Annotated in this window: 14 protein-coding genes and 1 pseudogene; 8 read left to right on the forward strand and 7 right to left on the reverse strand. The window is 72.3% G+C overall.

Going from position 1 to position 14937, the window contains the following annotated elements:
- Window positions 1–2: 2 nt before the first annotated feature.
- From HLK59_RS01270 to HLK59_RS01280, 3 genes are all read right to left on the reverse strand, one after another.
- Window positions 3–1055, reverse strand: coding sequence for an iron ABC transporter permease (locus HLK59_RS01270; RefSeq protein WP_171139261.1), 1053 nt, complete (start codon window positions 1053–1055; stop codon window positions 3–5).
- Between the two features lie 4 nt (window positions 1056–1059).
- Window positions 1060–2034: an iron chelate uptake ABC transporter family permease subunit gene (locus tag HLK59_RS01275; RefSeq protein ID WP_171139262.1), complete on the reverse strand. Its 975-nt coding sequence runs from the start codon at window positions 2032–2034 to the stop codon at window positions 1060–1062.
- Between the two features lie 134 nt (window positions 2035–2168).
- Complete coding sequence (locus tag HLK59_RS01280; protein WP_171139263.1) at window positions 2169–3236, reverse strand: iron-siderophore ABC transporter substrate-binding protein; 1068 nt, start codon at window positions 3234–3236, stop codon at window positions 2169–2171.
- A gap of 196 nt (window positions 3237–3432) precedes the next feature.
- On the opposite strand from HLK59_RS01280, the gene HLK59_RS01285 reads away from it, so the two are divergent.
- Entirely contained in the window at window positions 3433–4473 is a 1041-nt protein-coding gene (locus HLK59_RS01285; RefSeq protein WP_171139264.1) for an amidohydrolase family protein, read from the forward strand.
- Between the two features lie 5 nt (window positions 4474–4478).
- Here HLK59_RS01285 and HLK59_RS01290 read toward each other — a convergent pair whose 3' ends face one another.
- Complete coding sequence (locus tag HLK59_RS01290; protein ID WP_171139366.1) at window positions 4479–5201, reverse strand: IclR family transcriptional regulator; 723 nt, start codon at window positions 5199–5201, stop codon at window positions 4479–4481.
- 97 nt (window positions 5202–5298) lie between these two features.
- Between HLK59_RS01290 and mhpD the strand changes: the two genes are divergently transcribed.
- Genes mhpD through dmpG form a run of 3 tightly spaced genes read left to right on the forward strand, consistent with a single transcriptional unit; the run spans window position 5299 to window position 8068 of the window.
- Window positions 5299–6114: a 2-keto-4-pentenoate hydratase gene (gene mhpD, locus HLK59_RS01295; RefSeq protein WP_171139265.1), complete on the forward strand. Its 816-nt coding sequence runs from the start codon at window positions 5299–5301 to the stop codon at window positions 6112–6114.
- Window positions 6111–7052, forward strand: a complete 942-nt coding sequence (locus HLK59_RS01300; RefSeq protein ID WP_171139266.1) for an acetaldehyde dehydrogenase (acetylating) — start codon at window positions 6111–6113, stop codon at window positions 7050–7052. Before mhpD ends, HLK59_RS01300 begins: the two co-directional genes overlap by 4 nt.
- Complete coding sequence (dmpG, locus tag HLK59_RS01305; RefSeq protein WP_171139267.1) at window positions 7049–8068, forward strand: 4-hydroxy-2-oxovalerate aldolase; 1020 nt, start codon at window positions 7049–7051, stop codon at window positions 8066–8068. The genes HLK59_RS01300 and dmpG overlap by 4 nt, the downstream gene beginning before the upstream one ends.
- A gap of 154 nt (window positions 8069–8222) precedes the next feature.
- Here dmpG and HLK59_RS01310 read toward each other — a convergent pair whose 3' ends face one another.
- Window positions 8223–8861, reverse strand: a complete 639-nt coding sequence (locus HLK59_RS01310) for a TetR family transcriptional regulator (RefSeq protein ID WP_171139268.1) — start codon at window positions 8859–8861, stop codon at window positions 8223–8225.
- Between the two features lie 41 nt (window positions 8862–8902).
- The gene (locus HLK59_RS01315; protein WP_171139269.1) at window positions 8903–10984 is read right to left on the reverse strand and encodes a SpoIIE family protein phosphatase; all 2082 of its coding nucleotides are present in this window, start codon (window positions 10982–10984) and stop codon (window positions 8903–8905) included.
- Between the two features lie 374 nt (window positions 10985–11358).
- Between HLK59_RS01315 and HLK59_RS01320 the strand changes: the two genes are divergently transcribed.
- Window positions 11359–11676, forward strand: coding sequence for a hypothetical protein (locus tag HLK59_RS01320; protein ID WP_171139270.1), 318 nt, complete (start codon window positions 11359–11361; stop codon window positions 11674–11676).
- A gap of 87 nt (window positions 11677–11763) precedes the next feature.
- The gene (locus tag HLK59_RS01325) at window positions 11764–12303 is read left to right on the forward strand and encodes a DUF2269 domain-containing protein (protein WP_171139271.1); all 540 of its coding nucleotides are present in this window, start codon (window positions 11764–11766) and stop codon (window positions 12301–12303) included.
- On the opposite strand, the gene HLK59_RS01330 is transcribed toward HLK59_RS01325, so the two are convergent.
- The gene (locus HLK59_RS01330) at window positions 12245–13012 is read right to left on the reverse strand and encodes an FCD domain-containing protein (protein WP_346779616.1); all 768 of its coding nucleotides are present in this window, start codon (window positions 13010–13012) and stop codon (window positions 12245–12247) included. The two genes, HLK59_RS01325 and HLK59_RS01330, sit on opposite strands and share 59 nt — an antisense overlap.
- 232 nt (window positions 13013–13244) lie before the next feature.
- Here HLK59_RS01330 and HLK59_RS01335 point away from each other — a divergent pair, with 232 nt between their 5' ends.
- Both HLK59_RS01335 and HLK59_RS01345 read left to right on the forward strand, forming a co-directional pair.
- A complete protein-coding gene (locus tag HLK59_RS01335; protein WP_171139272.1) occupies window positions 13245–14141 on the forward strand; it encodes a proline iminopeptidase-family hydrolase in 897 nt (298 codons plus the stop codon).
- Window positions 14142–14591: 450 nt separating this feature from the next.
- Window positions 14592–14927: pseudogene (locus tag HLK59_RS01345) on the forward strand (ABC transporter ATP-binding protein); the annotation flags it as partial.
- Between the last annotated feature and the right edge of the window lie 10 nt (window positions 14928–14937).

The raw sequence follows: 14937 nt of genomic DNA on the forward strand, positions 1-14937 counted from the left end.
TGTCAGCCTCCTGAGCCGGCGCGGTTGGCGCGGACGAGCAGCCACAGCAGCACGGGCGCGCCGAGCACGCCGGTGACGATCCCGACGGGAAGCTCGGTGTCCGGGATCAGCTTGCGTGCGACGAGATCGGATACGAGGACCATGACGGCGCCGGTCAGTCCGGCGGCCACGGGTGGTGGGAAGGCGGTGCCCGCGAGCCGCTGGGCGACCTGCGGGGCGGCGAGCGCGACGAACGCGACGGGCCCGGCGGCCGCGGTGCCGAAGGCGACCAGGCCGACCGCGGCGAGCAGCACGGCCACCCGTACGGTCTGCACCCGGGTCCCCAGGCCCCGGGCGACGTCGTCGCCGAGTTGCAGGATCCGCAGCTGCCGCCCCAGCAGCAGGGCGGCGGGGACCAGCACCGCCACGGCCGTCGCGAGCGGGCCGATCTGGTCCCAGGTACGGCCGTTGAGGTTGCCGACGAGCCAGCCGAGCGCCGCCTGCGCCTGGAAGCGCTGGCCGCGGGCCATGAGGTAGTCGGTGGCGCTGGTGCAGATCCAGGCGACACCGATCCCGACGAGGACGATGCGGTAGCCGGTCGCGCCCCGCTTCCACGCCAGCGCGTACACGAGGGCCGCGGCGGACAACGCGCCGATCAGGCCGAGGGACTGGATGCTCAGACCCCCGTCCCAGCCGAGCACGATCCCGGCGACCACCGCGGTGCCGGCGCCCTGCGTGATGCCCATCATGTCGGGGCTGGCCAGCGGGTTGAGAGTCAGCGTCTGGAGGAGGGCGCCGGAGACACCGAAGGCGATGCCGACGAGGAGCCCCGCCAGGGCGCGCGGCAGGCGCAGTTCGTGGACGATGAGCCGGGTGCCCGGGTCGCCGGCGCCGAAGAGGGCCTGGAGTACGTCGGTGAGCGGGAGGGAGATGTCCCCGACGGAGACCTCCACGCAGAACACCAGGAAGGCGGCGGCCGCGAGGCCCGCGCACACGCCGAGCAGCCGGGGGCTCAGCACACCGGAGACGGGCGGGGCGGTGAACCGGTAGGTCAGGCGGTCCAGTTGGGCCGTCATGGACTCACACCTCCGCGAGGCGTCGGCGCCGGACCAGCGCGATGAAGAACGGTCCGCCGATGAAGGCGACCAGGACTCCGGCCTGGATCTCGACGGGCCGGTCGATCAGCCGTCCGGCGATGTCGGCGGTCAGCAGGAGACAGGGCGCGAGGACGGCCGACAGGGGCAGCAGCCAGCGGTGGTCGGGGCCGATGCCGGCGTACTGGGCCAGGACGCGGGCGATGTGCGGCACGACCAGGCCGACGAAGACCACGGGTCCGATGACGGCGACGGCGCCTCCGGTGAGCAGCGTGACGGCCACCACGCCCTGGGTGCGGACCAGTCCGATCCTCAGGCCGAGGGACTTCGCCACGTCGTCGCCGAGCGCTAGGCGGTTCAGCGCGGGGGCGCAGGCCAGGGCGAGGACGGCGCCGACGGCGAGGAACGGCAGGACGCGCAGCAGGACTTCAGTGTCCTGGTTGGCTAGCGAGCCCGCCGACCAGAACCGGTAGCGGTTCAGGGCGTCCGGGTCGGTGAGGGCGACGGCGCTGGTCAGTGAGAACAGCAGCGAGGTCACCGCGACGCCGGCGAGGGCGAGTTTGACCGGTGTGCTGCCCGACCGGCCCAGTCCGCCGAGGAATTGGACGAGGACACTGGCGACGAGGGCGCCGGCGAAGGCGAACCAGATGTAGCCGTAGGCGGATCCGATGCCGAGGACACCGACGGAGACGACCACCGCGAAGGCGGCGCCCGCGCTGACGCCCAGGATGCCCGGGTCGGCCAGCGGGTTGCGGGTCAGCGCCTGCATCAGCGCGCCCGACAGGCCCAGCGCGGCGCCGGTCGCCAGACCGATGGCGGTGCGGGGCAGTCGTACGGACCAGATGACGTTGTCTATTCGGGAGCTGGGCGCGTTGCCGAGCAACGTGTCCCAGACCTGGCCGAGCGGGACGTTCAGCGCGCCGAACGCCATCGACAGGGCGCACAGCAGCAGGAGCGCCATGACGGACAGTGTCAGCAGGAGGGCGGCGCGCGGGCCTTTCGGTACGCGCGCCGCCGGGTGCTCTGTCCGCCCGGCTCCTCTCAGGACGTCGGCTGGTTTCACGATGCGGGCCGGTTTCACGATGCGGGCCGGTTTCAGGATGTGGGTTGCTCGACCTTGGTGGCGGTTTTGCCGTCGAGGGCGGCGGCGAGTTGGGGGGCGAGGCGTTCGACGACGTAGGGGAGGCTGAGGGCGGAGACGAAGGAGGTGGCGTTGCCGTAGTCGCTGGTCTCGTGGACGAAGACCTCGCGGCCTTGGGTGGCGACCTTGAGGTCGCCGTAGGAGGCGTCGTTGTGGAGTTTGGCGGCGTCCTTGGTGACGTCGCCGACGATCCAGACGATGGCGTCCTGGTCGAGGAGGTCGGTGCGTTCCTTGCTGATGTTGGCGCCGAACTGGTCCCCGATCGCCTTGTCCAAGTCCTTGGGGAGGGTGAGGCCGAGGTCGGTGAGGAGGCGGGAGCGGGGGTCCTGGCTGCCGAAGACGAACATGCCTTCGTAGGGGGTGGCCATGAGGGCGGTGGCGCCCTTGAATTCGGGGTGGGCGGCCGCGGCGGCGGCGATCTTCGCTTCGGTGTCCTTGACGAGCTGGGCGGCCTGGTCGGGTTTGCCGAGGGCCTGGCCGACGGTGGTGGTGAGTTCCTGCCAGGGGATGCCGTAGTCGTTGTATTGCTTGGGCTGGGCGACGACGGGGGCGAACTTGGACAGGGAGGTGTACTGGTCCTTGGTGAGTCCGCTGTAGAGGGCGAGGATCAGGTCGGGTTTGAGGGCGGCGATCTTCTCGATCTGGGGTCCGGTGCCGGTGTCCTTGAGGACGGTGGGTACCTCGGCGTTGCCGAGTTTGTCCTTGGCCCAGGGGCCGATGGCGCCTTCGTAGGTGCCCAGCCATTGGGTGGTGGCGACGGGGACTTGACCCAGGGCCAGGACGGCGTCCTGGTCGGTGAGGCCGACGGTGACGATCCGCTGGGGCTCCGAAGTGAGCGTCGTGGAGCCGTACTTGTGCGCGAGGGTGACCGGGAACGCCGACCCACCCGAGGCGTCCGGCTTCGCGTCGGCAGCGGGTGCGCCGGAGTCCGAGTCGCCGCCGCAGGCGGTGGCCGCGCCCAGGAGCAACACGGCGGAGGCGAACGCGGAGATGAACCGCGCTGCTCTTCGGGAGGGGCGCATGGGCATTCCTTCGCATCGGGACCGACCGACCAGAAAACTTAGGTAAGGCTAACTATCGCCTTGTGTTCCGGCTAGCCCTGCACTGTGACATCCCCCATCGCGGTCGACATGGTGATCAACCCTTGCTGTAGCGTTTACTCCAATTGGAGTGACCGCTACAGTCACCCGCGCGTCAGATCCGCAAGGAAGTCACCTAATGACCGCCACCCCACGTCGTATCGACGTCCACCAGCACATCGTTCCCGCCTTATACCGCGACCTCCTCGCCGAGCGGGGCATCGCCGAGGCGGGCGGCCGTACGCTGCCCGACTGGAGTCCCCGGGCGGCTCTGGAGCTGATGGACCTGCTGGGCACGGCCACGGCGATCGTCTCCGTGTCCACGCCGGGCACGGGCTTCCTCGACGACCCGGACGAGGCCGCCCGACTGGCCCGGCGACTCAACGACTTCTCCGCCGGCCTCGCCGCCGATCACGCGGGCCGGTTCGGCTGGTTCGCCACCCTGCCCATGCCGGATGCCGCCGCGTCCTCGACCGAGGCCCGGCGGGCGCTGACCGAACTGGGCGCCGACGGGGTCACCCTGCTCGCGAACAACCGGGGCAGCTATCTGGGAACCAAGGGGCAGGACTCCCTGTGGCAGGTGCTGGACGAGCACGCGGCCGTCGTGTTCGTGCACCCGGCCGACCTTCCGGCGCCACCGGTCGAGGGCATCCCGCCGTTCGCCGCCGACTTCCTCCTGGACACCACCCGGGCCGCGTACCTGCTCGTCCGCAACGGCATTCCACGCCGTTTCCCGAACATCCGGTTCATCCTCGGCCACGCCGGCGGTTTCGTCCCCTACGCCTCGCACCGCATGGCCGTCGCCATCGCCGGGGACACCGGGCGCAGTGCGCTGGACGTCCTCGACGACTTCCGCGACTTCTACTTCGACACCGCGCTGTCCTCCAGCCCCGCCGCCCTGCCCACCCTGCTGGCCTTCGCCCGGCCCGGGCACGTCCTCTTCGGCAGCGACTGGCCCTTCGCCCCCACCCCGGCGGGCCAGTACTTCGCCAACGGCCTCGACAGCCACCCGCTCGTGCCCGGATCCCTGAAGGCCGTCAACCATGCCAACGCCGAGGCCCTCTTCCCCCGTTTCGGCGGAGCCCCGGCTCCTTCCCGGGCGCGGACGGGGCTGCGGCAGTCCGCCCGACGGGCCGCCGCCCGGCTCTTCTTCAAGCTGGTCCAACCCGGCACGAAGTGACGCCCTCACGTACTCCGGCGCAGCACCCGTGACAGCCCCAGCGCCGCCGTCCGTACCGCGGGCGCCAGTTGAGCCGGGCTGAAGCGGGAGCGTGGCACGGCCACCGAGAGGGCCGCCACCGCCGTACCGCCCGAGAAGACGGGGGCCGCGATACAGCTCACCCCCGGCGCCGCCTCCTGCTCCTCGTAGGCGAGGCCCGAGACCTGGATCTTCTCCAGGGCCATGCGCAGCCGCGCCGGGTCGGTGATCGAGTACGGCGTGAGGCTCGGCAGCGGCCGCGACAGCACCTCCTCGGTCGGCTCGGCGCCGGAGAAGGCGAGCAGGGCCTTGCCGACGGCGGTACAGCTCAGCGGGAGGCTGCCGCCGATACGGGAGGGCAGCCGGAGGGCCTCGTGGCCGTGGATGCGTTCGAGGTAGACGACGTCCATGCCGTCGCGCACGCCGAGGTGCACGGTCTCGCGGGTGGCCTCGAAGAGGTCCTGGAGGAAGGGCAGGGCCGCCTCGCGCAGGTCGAGGCGGTGCGGGACCAGCGAGCCGAGTTCGAACAGTTTCGCGCCGAGCCGGTACTCGGTGCCCGACCGCTCCAGCCAGCCCAGCCGGACGAGGTCCGCCGCCAGCCGGTGCACCGTCGGCTTGGGAAGGCCGGCCCGCTCCGAAAGTTCCGAGAGGCGGAACGGTCCGCCGCTGGGGCTGAAGCATTCCAGGATGACTGCGGCTTTCTCCAGCATGCTGCCGCTCGCGATGTTCCGTGACACGGAACAAAGTTTGGCTCATTCAGAGAGAGCTGTCTATATCGGTTCCGTACTCGCACCCCTGGAGGAATCCATGCCGAACGCCGCCTCGCCGGCCGTGGTCAAGGCCGCCGACCTGCTGGAGGAGGCCGCCCGTACCGGCGCCGCCTGCCCGCCGGTGCGGACGCTGCTCGACGACGGCGACCTCGAGACCGCCTATGCCGTGCAGCAGCTCAACGTCCGCCGCGGCCTGGACGCCGGGCGCCGGATCGTCGGCCGCAAGATCGGCCTGACGTCCCCGGCCGTGCAGCGGCAACTGGGCGTCGACCAGCCCGACTTCGGCGCCCTGTTCGCGGACATGGCGGTACCGCAGGGCGGTGAGGTGGCCGCCGGGCGGCTCCTTCAGCCCAAGGTGGAGGCGGAGGTCGCGCTCGTCCTCGCCCGCGATCTGCCGCACCGCGAATGCACGGTCGTGGACCTGCTGCGCGCGGTCGACTTCGCGCTGCCCGCCCTGGAGATCGTCGACAGCCGCATCTCGGACTGGGACATCTCCCTCCTCGACACCGTCGCCGACAACGCCTCCTGCGGTCTGTACGTCATGGGCGGCACCCCCGTACCCCTCGGCGGGCTCGACCTGCGCTCGGTGTCGATGACCATGACCCGGGGCGGCGAGACCGTCTCCGAGGGCACCGGCGCCGACTGTCTGGGCAGCCCCCTCAACGCGGCCGTCTGGCTGGCCCGGGCGCTTGCCGAGCGCGGCGACCCGCTGCGCGCCGGTGACCTCGTGCTGACCGGAGCCCTCGGGCCGATGGTCCCCGCCGCCCCCGGTGACGTCTTCGCCGCCCACATCTTCGGCCTGGGCTCCGTCCAGGTCGGCTTCGCCGAGGCAACGCAAGGGGAGCGGCGATGAACAGGACGAAGGTCGCCATCATCGGTTCCGGCAACATCGGCACCGACCTCCTGATCAAGGTCCTGCGGCTCTCGGAGAGCCTGGAGATCACCGCCCTCGCCGGCATCGACCCGGACTCCGACGGCCTGGCCCGCGCCCGCCGCCTCAAGGTCGCCACGACCCACGGGGGCGTCGAAGGACTGGTGGAACTGGACGAGTTCGCCGATGTCGACATCGTCTTCGACGCCACCTCGGCCGGCGCCCACCGCCGCCACGACGAGGTGCTCCGGCCGCTCGGCCGCACCCTCGTCGACCTCACCCCGGCGGCCCTGGGCCCCTACGTCGTCCCGCCGGTCAACGGCGACGCCCATCTCGGCGCCCCGAACGTCAACATGGTCACCTGCGGCGGCCAGGCCACCATCCCGATCGTCGCCGCGGTCAACGCCGTCTCGCCCGTCCACTACGGCGAGATCGTCGCGTCCATCGCCTCCCGTTCCGCCGGTCCCGGCACCCGGGCGAACATCGACGAGTTCACCGAGACGACGTCCGCCGCGATCGAGCGGGTCGGCGGGGCCGCGCGCGGCAAGGCGATCATCGTCCTCAACCCGGCCGAACCGCCGCTGATCATGCGGGACACCGTGCACTGCCTGGTCTCCGACTGCGCCACCGAGGCCGTGACCGCGTCGGTCGAGGAGATGGTCGGCCGGGTCCAGGCGTATGTGCCGGGCTACCGCCTCAAGCAGAAGGTGCAGTTCGAGCGGGTGGCCGCCGACGACCCGCTGGGCACCCTCGCGCCGGGCGCGGGCGACGCCCTGAAGGTGTCGGTCTTCCTGGAGGTCGAGGGCGCCGCCCACTACCTCCCGGCCTATGCCGGGAACCTCGACATCATGACCTCGGCCGCGCTGCGCACCGCGGAACGCATGGCCGCCCACCGCCTTGCCGAGAGGGCCGCGCGATGACCCGTCTGTACATCCAGGACGTCACCCTGCGGGACGGCATGCACGCCGTCCGGCACCGCTACACCGTCGAGCAGGCCCGCACCATCGCCGCCGCCCTGGACGCGGCCGGCGTGGCCGCCATCGAGATCGCCCACGGCGACGGCCTGGCCGGCTCCAGCATCAACTACGGGATCGGCGCGCACACCGACTGGGAGTGGATCGAGGCCGTCACCGACGCCGCCTTCCACGCCGTGCCCACGACCCTGCTCCTGCCCGGCATCGGCACCCTGCACGACCTCCGCCAGGCGCACCGCCTGGGCATCCGTTCAGTGCGCGTGGCCACCCACTGCACCGAGGCCGACATCTCCGCCCAGCACATCGCCGCCGCCCGTGGACTGGGCATGGACGTCGCCGGGTTCCTGATGATGTCCCACCTGGCCGAACCGGCCGAACTGGCCCGCCAGCCCCAGCTGATGGAGTCCTACGGCGCGCACTGCGTGTACGTCACCGACTCCGGCGGCCGGCTCACCATGGACGGCGTCCGTGACCGCTTCCGCGCCTACCGCGACGTCCTGGACCCGGCGACCGAGCTGGGCATCCACGCCCACCACAACCTCGCCCTCGGCGTCTCCAACAGCGTGGTCGCCGTGGAGAGCGGCGCCGTCCGCGTCGACGCCTCCCTCGCGGGCCAGGGCGCCGGCGCGGGCAACTGTCCTCTGGAGGCGTTCGTCGCCGTCGCGGACCTGATGGGCTGGGAGCACGCGTGCGAGCTGTTCCCGCTGATGGACGCCGCCGACGATCTCGTACGACCGCTCCAGGACCGCGAGGTGCGGGTGGACCGCGAGACGCTCAGCCTCGGCTACGCGGGGGTGTACTCCAGCTTCCTGCGGCACGCCGAGAACTCCGCCGCCCGCCACGGCCTCGACACCCGCGCCATCCTGGTCGAGGTGGGCCGCCGGGGCATGGTCGGCGGCCAGGAGGACATGATCACCGACATCGCGCTGGACCTGGCGGCCCGCGCGGAGAACGCGGCCTGACTCCCCCCATACGGGACTGCCCTTGCGCTCGGTGCCGGGGCGGTCGTCCGTAGGGCCGACCGGGCGGTCCTGGCGAAGTCCGCCGCGGTGCCGCGCTCCGTGAGGGGTGCGGGGAACTGCCCGACCGGCCGCCACCGGCCTTCCAGCGGAGCGCTCAGCCGGCGGCCCGTACCGCCGCGGCGACCTCGCTCACCACGGTCCTGGCCCGCTCCTCCGGCACCCCGGCCGCGACCAGCGTGGCGACGGCCGTGCGGGTGCCGTCGTCCTCCAGTGCCCCGGAGTTGACCTCCTCCAGCAGAGCGACCGTCATCGCTTCGAGCCCCGCGCTGAGGACGGCGGCCGGGAGCTGGGTGTGGAAGACCCCGTCGCGCTGCCCCTGCTCCAGGATGGCGGTGGCCGCGGCACGGGCCGGGGCCAGGATCTCGGACACGCGGTCCACGCCCAGGTCGCGGCGGGCCAGCGCCAGCAGGAAGCGGTAGCGGTCCCCGACCGGCCAGAACGAGAAGACGAAGTACGCGAGCGCCCGCTCGGCCGGCTCCTCGCGCCGCGCCGCCCCGCTGTCCAGCGCGGCCTGGAGCGTCTCGGCGGCCTCCTCGGCCAGGGCCTCCAGAAGCGCCTGCCGGCCGGGGAAGTGACCGAACAGCGTGCGTCGTACGACACCGGCGGCGCGCGCCAGTTCCTCCAGGGTGACGTCCGGGTTGCGGCCGAGCTCCTGGCGGGCCGTGGCCAGGATGCGCGCCCGGTTGGACCGCGCGTTGCGTCGCTGCGGCACGCGGGCCACGGGCTTGGTCACGGGGCGCTACCTCGGTCGATCGGTGCGGGAGGGACGGGCGTTCATTCTGACACGGTGACGTTCAGCAACGTCTCGAGCGTCCGGTCGGACTCGTTGAGTTCGGCCCAGACCGTCTTGCCGTGGGAGGCGTGGCGGGTGCCCCAGTGCTCGGCGAGCTGGGCGACCAGCAGCAGTCCGCGGCCGCCCTCGTCGAGGGCGCGGGCCCGGCGCAGGTGCGGTGTGGTGCCGCCGGCGTCGGAGACCTCGCACAGCAGGCCCCGGTCGTGGATGAGGCGCAGCTGGATGGGGGGCCGGCCGTAGCGGATGGCGTTGGTGACCAGTTCGCTGACGACGAGTTCGGTGGTGAAGTCGAGCTCTTCCAGGCCCCAGATCCGCAGTTGCCGGGCGACGTCCGCCCGGGCCCCGGCGACGGCGGCGGGGTCGGCCTCCAGGTCCCAGGTGGCGACCTGACGGACGCCCAGCGCGTGGGTGCGGGCGAGGAGCAGGGCGACGTCGTCGTCCGGGCGGGCCGGCAGCAGGGCCTCCAGGACGGTGTCGCAGGTGGCCTCCAGGGAGGGCCCGGCCCGGGCGAGGGCGCCGCGCAGCAGGTCCAGGCCCGCCTCGATGTCGTGGTCGCGGGCCTCGATCAGTCCGTCGGTGTAGAGGGCGAGGAGGCTGCCCTCGGCCAGGTCGACCTCCGCCGCCTCGAAGGGCAGACCGCCCAGACCCAGCGGCGGGCCCGGTGGCAGGTCGATGAGATCGACGGTGCCGTCGCGGGTCACCAGCACGGGCAGCACATGGCCCGCGCGGGCCAGGGTGCAGCGGCGGGAGACGGGGTCGTAGACGGCGTAGAGGCAGGTCGCGCCGATGTCGCCGGCGGGTTCGCCGTCCGGGTCCCCGGCGGCTTCGGCGGACAGGCGGATGACGATGTCGTCGAGGTGTGTGAGGAGTTCGTCGGGCGGCAGGTCGAAGTCGGCGAGGGTGCGTACGGCGGTGCGCAGCCGGCCCATGGTGGCGGCGGCGTGGATGCCGTGGCCGACGACGTCGCCCACCACGAGGGCGACCCGGGCGCCGGACAGCGGGATGACGTCGTACCAGTCGCCGCCCACGCCGACCCGGTCGCCGGCGGGCAGATAGCGGCAGGCGACCTCGACGGCGGACTGCTGCGGCATGTGCCGCTGGAGCAGGCTGTGCTGGAGGGTGAGGGCGGTGGCGCGGGCGTGGGTGTAGCGGCGGGCGTTGTCGACGGCGACCGCGGCCCGGGCAGCGATCTCCTGGGCGAGCAGCAGGCTCTCGTCGTCGTAGGGGTCGGCGGTGCGGTCGCGGACGAACCGGGCGACGCCGAGGGTCGTGCCGCGGGCGCGCAGCGGCACGACCAGGGTCGAGCGGTCCCGGGAGGCCTCTCCGGTGCCCAGCGCCAGGGCCGGTGGCGATCCGTCCGGGTAGGTGTGGAGCCGCGGTTCCTCCGCGGGGGGTCGCTGGGCGATCCGGCGCAGGACGGGCGGGTCGGCGGTGGGGACGTCGTGGCCGTGCAGGACGGAGTCGAGCAGGTCCACGGTGACGCGGTCGGCGAAGTGCTCGACGGCGAGGTCGGCCAGTTCCTGGGTGGTGCGGGTGATGTCCAGGGTGGTCCCGATGCGCAGGCCCGCCTCGTTGACCAGGGAGAGCCTCGCCCGCAGCCGGTGCTCGCGCTCCTCCTGGTAGGCCAGGACGCCGTACTCGGACGTGCGGTCGACGTAGCCGGTCGCCGTGGCCAGCAGTTCGCGGGTCGCGGCGCTGAGGAGTGCGACGTCGTCGGTGAGCCGTGGCAGTTCCCGGAGCAGCCGGTCCAGGACGACGCCCTGTCCGAGGCGGAAGGCCCGCAGCAGCGTGCTGACGGGGGTGCCGTACCGGGCGAGCCGGCGGGCCCGTTCGATCTCCGCGGCGGGTGGTTCGATGCGGCTCGGCTCGACTCCGTGCTCCAGTCCTGCCAGTACGGCGACGACATGGTCGGCGATGTTCGTGGAGACCATGGCCTCGGGGTCGTCCCACAGCTCGGGGACCTCGGTGCGCAGACACTCCTCGACATCGCGGACCAGCCCGTCCACCGCCCCGCTCAGTGCGCGCGCGGCCCGGGACACCAGACGGTCCGCCGTGACGTCCACTCTTACGACGGTACGCCGCTCGTCGTCGCGTGCGTGCCTCTTCCGGGTCGGAGTGCGGGATTCCGTGATAGGGACTCTCCAACTGTGGCGATCGGCAGGCGGGGGGCACCGTGTTCGGCAGGGTTTCGGCGGCTGTGGTGGTGGCCTGCGTACTGGCGCTGGCGGGCTGCACTTTCGAGGGGGGCGGGAGTACGGCTCCCGAGGCGACGGAGTCCGAGGTGAGCGCGGCGTCCACGCCCGCCTCGCCGTCCGAGCCGGCCTCCGCGTCCCCGAGCACGAGTCCGAGTCCGAGCGGGAGCGGGAGCGGCATTCCGAGTGCGAGCCCGTCCCCGACGCCGGTGCCTGTCAGGAGCCCGGGGCAGACGCTGGTGTCGATGAAGATCAGCGGCGGCTTCGCCGGGGTCGACCGGTCGGTGGTGCTGCGGGGCGACGGCACCGTGCGCGCGAGCGACGACCGCAAGGGCTCGGTGGTGCACCGCACGAGCGCGGCCGAGTTCAAGGAGCTGCGTGTGCTGCTCGGCGATCCGGCGCTGGACGACGTATCGGACTTCACGTGGAACATGGGCGCCGCGGACCTGTTCCAGTACGAAGTCCGCTTCGACGGGCGCACGGTCCGCACGGACCGCTCCGCCGAGCAGCCGCCCCTGGACGCCCTCATCGACGCGCTGAGCGGGTATCTGCCGAAGGGCTGAGCGCGGGCCGCGTACTCCGAGGCCGGTAGGCGCGGTTACTCCCGCCGTCGGACGCCCCGGGAGCCCCGGCCCGGCACCGTGGCCCGGGTGAAACTGACACGTCCCGCCCGCCGGGCCTCCCTCGTCGTCCATGTCACCGCCTCGGCCGGCTGGCTCGGGCTCACGCTCGGGCTGCTGGCGCTGGGGATCACCGCGGCCACCACCGGGTCGGCGGTGACCGTCGAGGCCTCCGTGCGGACCATGAAGCTGTTCGCGGACTGGCTGCTGCTCCCGCTGGCGTTCCTCACCCTCCTCAGCGGCCTGTTGCTCTCCGTGGGCACGCGGTGGGGCCTGGCGCGGCATCGCTGGGTCTGGACGAAGTTCTGGCTGACCCTCGCCACGACCACCGCGACGGTCCTCGCCCTGCGTCCCGCGGTGAACTCCGCGGTCGCGGCCGTCGCCGCGGGCGGACCGCTGCCCGACGCCGGTGACGTGTTGTTCGGGCCGATCGTGTCCCTGTCCGCCTACGTGTTCATGACGGTGATCTCGGTTCTCAAGCCGTGGGGCCTCACCCGACGGGGTCGCGGGCTCAGGGCGACTCCCCGTCCCGCACCCGCGCCAGCACGTCCCGGATCATCTCGGCGCTGATCATGAAGTGCTCGCGGGCGATCTCCTCGGCCCGCTCGGGCTCCCCCGCCGCGACGGCCTCGTACAGGGCCGTGTGCCCCTGGCCGGCCCGGTGGTGGTGGGAGCGCTCGCCCTTGCCCCAGGGTTCGATCGGGAAGCCGAGGCTGATCCGGGTGAGCAGGTCACGGCTGAGCAGGGCGATCTGCGGATTGCGGGTGGCCGCGCAGACGGCCTGGTGGAACGCGCTGTCGGCGGCCTGTTCCTCGCGGGGGGTGCCGGCCGCCAGATGCGCGGCCAGCGCCTCCCGCATCCGCTCCAGGTCTTCCGGCCGGCGGCGCCGTGCGGCCGTCGCGGCCACCATTCCCTCCACCAGCCCGCGCAGGTCGAAGAGTTGCTCGAACTCCTCCCACCGGGGCAGCAGCGTACGGCGGACCGCGGCGCCGGAGGACGCGCTCCAGCTGTCGCGGACGAAGGCTCCCCCGTTGCGGCCGCGGCGGATCTCGATGACGCCGAGGGCCTGGAGGCGTGCGACGGCCTCGCGGACGGTGGGACGGCTGACGTGCAGAAGCGTGGTGAGTTCCCGCTCGGCAGGGAGCCGTTCGCCCGGCAGGAAGTCGCCGACGGCGATCGCGGTGAGCAGCCGGTCGGAGACCTCGTCGACCGCCGAGGCCACGCGCACCGGGCGCAGTGCCGACGACGCGTTGCCGCCGAGCAGTACCCGGTCGAGCACCCGGGAGAACTCGTCCCCGGGTTCAGGTGCGGATGTCAGTTGTCCTCCTCCGGATCGCCGCTTCTGTTAACGCGTGCGGTCCACGTGAATGCGTCGTTACGTCTTCCCCAGGTACCGCTAAAAGGTCTTGTGCGCTGACCTTTTGCCCAATGACTATCTCACCCATCCCCGTCACACCCAACGATTTTCAGACAGCGGCTGATCCTTTCCGGCCGCTCTGGGAGGCCTCACCGTGGCGATCCCCGAACCGAACCACACCGGCACCGTCGACTTCAACGGCTGGTCCACCTGGTACCGGATCACGGGCGGACCGGGCAGGACACCTCTGGTGGTCCTGCACGGCGGACCCGGCGCCGGTCACGACTACACGCTCAGCATCGCGAACATCGCCCGGCAGGGCCGCCCCGTGGTGCACTACGACCAGCTCGGCACCGGCCGCTCCAGCCATCTGCCCGACAAGGGCGCCGACTTCTGGACGGTCCAGCTCTTCCTCGACGAACTCGACCGTCTCCTGGCGGAGTTGGGCATCGCCGACGCCTACTACATCCTCGGCCAGTCCTGGGGCGGCATGCTCGCCGCGGAGCACGCCGTACGGCGGCCGCCCGGGCTGCGCGGCCTGGTCATCGCCAACTCCCCCGCGTCCATGGGGCTGTGGCTCCGGGCCGCCGCCGAACTGCGGGCCGGGCTCCCCGCCGACGTCCAGCACACCCTGCACGCCCACGAGGCGGCCGGGACCACGGACCACCCCGACTACCGGGCGGCCGAGCAGGTCTTCAACGACCGCCATGTATGCCGCCTCACCCCCAACCCTCCCGAGGTGCAGGCCACTTGGGACAACATCGCGGCCGACCCGACCGTCTACCACACGATGAACGGGCCGAACGAGTTCCATGTCGTCGGAACCCTCAAGGACTGGTCCGTCATCGACCGGCTCCCTCTCGTCGAGGTGCCGACCCTGCTGGTGTCCGGGCGCCACGACGAGGCCACCCCCGACACCGTCAAGCCCTTCGCCGACCACATTCCCGACGTGCGCTGGCACATGTTCGAGCACTCCAGCCATATGCCGCACGTCGAGGAGGAGGAGCTCTACCTCCGGGTCGTCGGCGAGTTCCTCGACTCCACCGACTGATCCCGGGAGTTGCCCGCCATGACCCCGCCGCTGACCCGTACCGCCGGACGAGGGGCGCTGGCCGCCGCCACCGTCGCCCTCGCGCTGACCGCCGCCGCCTGTTCGTCCTCCGACCCGGGCCCGTCCTCGGACCCGAGCGCCTCCTCCGGCGCCGGCACCTCCGCCTTCCAGCCGCAGCACCGGGGCGGCACCCTGAAGCTCGTCGCCCACGCGGCCGCGGGCACCCTCGACCCGCAGGTCAACTACACGCTCCAGTACTGGCAGTTGTACCAGTCGATGTACGACGGGCTGCTCGCGTTCAAGAAGGTCGGCGGGCAGCAGTCGTCCCCAACCTGGCCACATCACTACCGTGCCGGTGCTCACCCCGAGCAGCACCGGCCTCGGCCTCGGCGTCACCCCGATCGGCCCGACCTGGGACCCCGCCCACTACTTCCTCGGCGCCGACAACCAGGCGTGGTCCGCCATGTGTCGGACCGGATCGCCGTCATGTATCTGGGCGAGATCGTCGAACTCGCCGGGACGGAGGCGCTGTACGAGTCCCCGGCCCACCCGTACACCCAGGCGTTGCTGTCGGCGGTCCCGGACATCGACGACGGCTCCGGCGCGCGGGTCCGGGAGCGCATCGTCCTCACCGGCGAGGTGCCCGACCCGGCGGACAGGCCGTCGGGCTGCCCGTTCCGCTCCCGTTGCCCCTACGCCCGCGCGCGCTGCGCCGAGGAGCGTCCCCGGCTCACCGCCACGGCCTCCGGCCGGCTCACCGCCTGCCACTACCCACTGACGGAATGATCCCCTCAAC

Source organism: Streptomyces sp. S3(2020) (assembly GCF_013044505.1).
GTDB lineage: Bacteria > Actinomycetota > Actinomycetes > Streptomycetales > Streptomycetaceae > Streptomyces.

Bases quoted from the DNA above. Each gene is read 5' to 3' on its own strand.
- HLK59_RS01270 (WP_171139261.1), bottom strand. From the start codon at position 1,055: ATGACGGCCCAACTGGACCGCCTGACCTACCGGTTCACCGCCCCGCCC.
- HLK59_RS01275 (WP_171139262.1), bottom strand. From the start codon at position 2,034: ATGGCGCTCCTGCTGCTGTGCGCCCTGTCGATGGCGTTCGGCGCGCTG.
- HLK59_RS01280 (WP_171139263.1), bottom strand. From the start codon at position 3,236: ATGCGCCCCTCCCGAAGAGCAGCGCGGTTCATCTCCGCGTTCGCCTCC.
- HLK59_RS01285 (WP_171139264.1), top strand. From the start codon at position 3,433: ATGACCGCCACCCCACGTCGTATCGACGTCCACCAGCACATCGTTCCC.
- HLK59_RS01290 (WP_171139366.1), bottom strand. From the start codon at position 5,201: ATGCTGGAGAAAGCCGCAGTCATCCTGGAATGCTTCAGCCCCAGCGGC.
- mhpD (WP_171139265.1), top strand. From the start codon at position 5,299: ATGCCGAACGCCGCCTCGCCGGCCGTGGTCAAGGCCGCCGACCTGCTG.
- HLK59_RS01300 (WP_171139266.1), top strand. From the start codon at position 6,111: ATGAACAGGACGAAGGTCGCCATCATCGGTTCCGGCAACATCGGCACC.
- dmpG (WP_171139267.1), top strand. From the start codon at position 7,049: ATGACCCGTCTGTACATCCAGGACGTCACCCTGCGGGACGGCATGCAC.
- HLK59_RS01320 (WP_171139270.1), top strand. From the start codon at position 11,359: ATGAAGATCAGCGGCGGCTTCGCCGGGGTCGACCGGTCGGTGGTGCTG.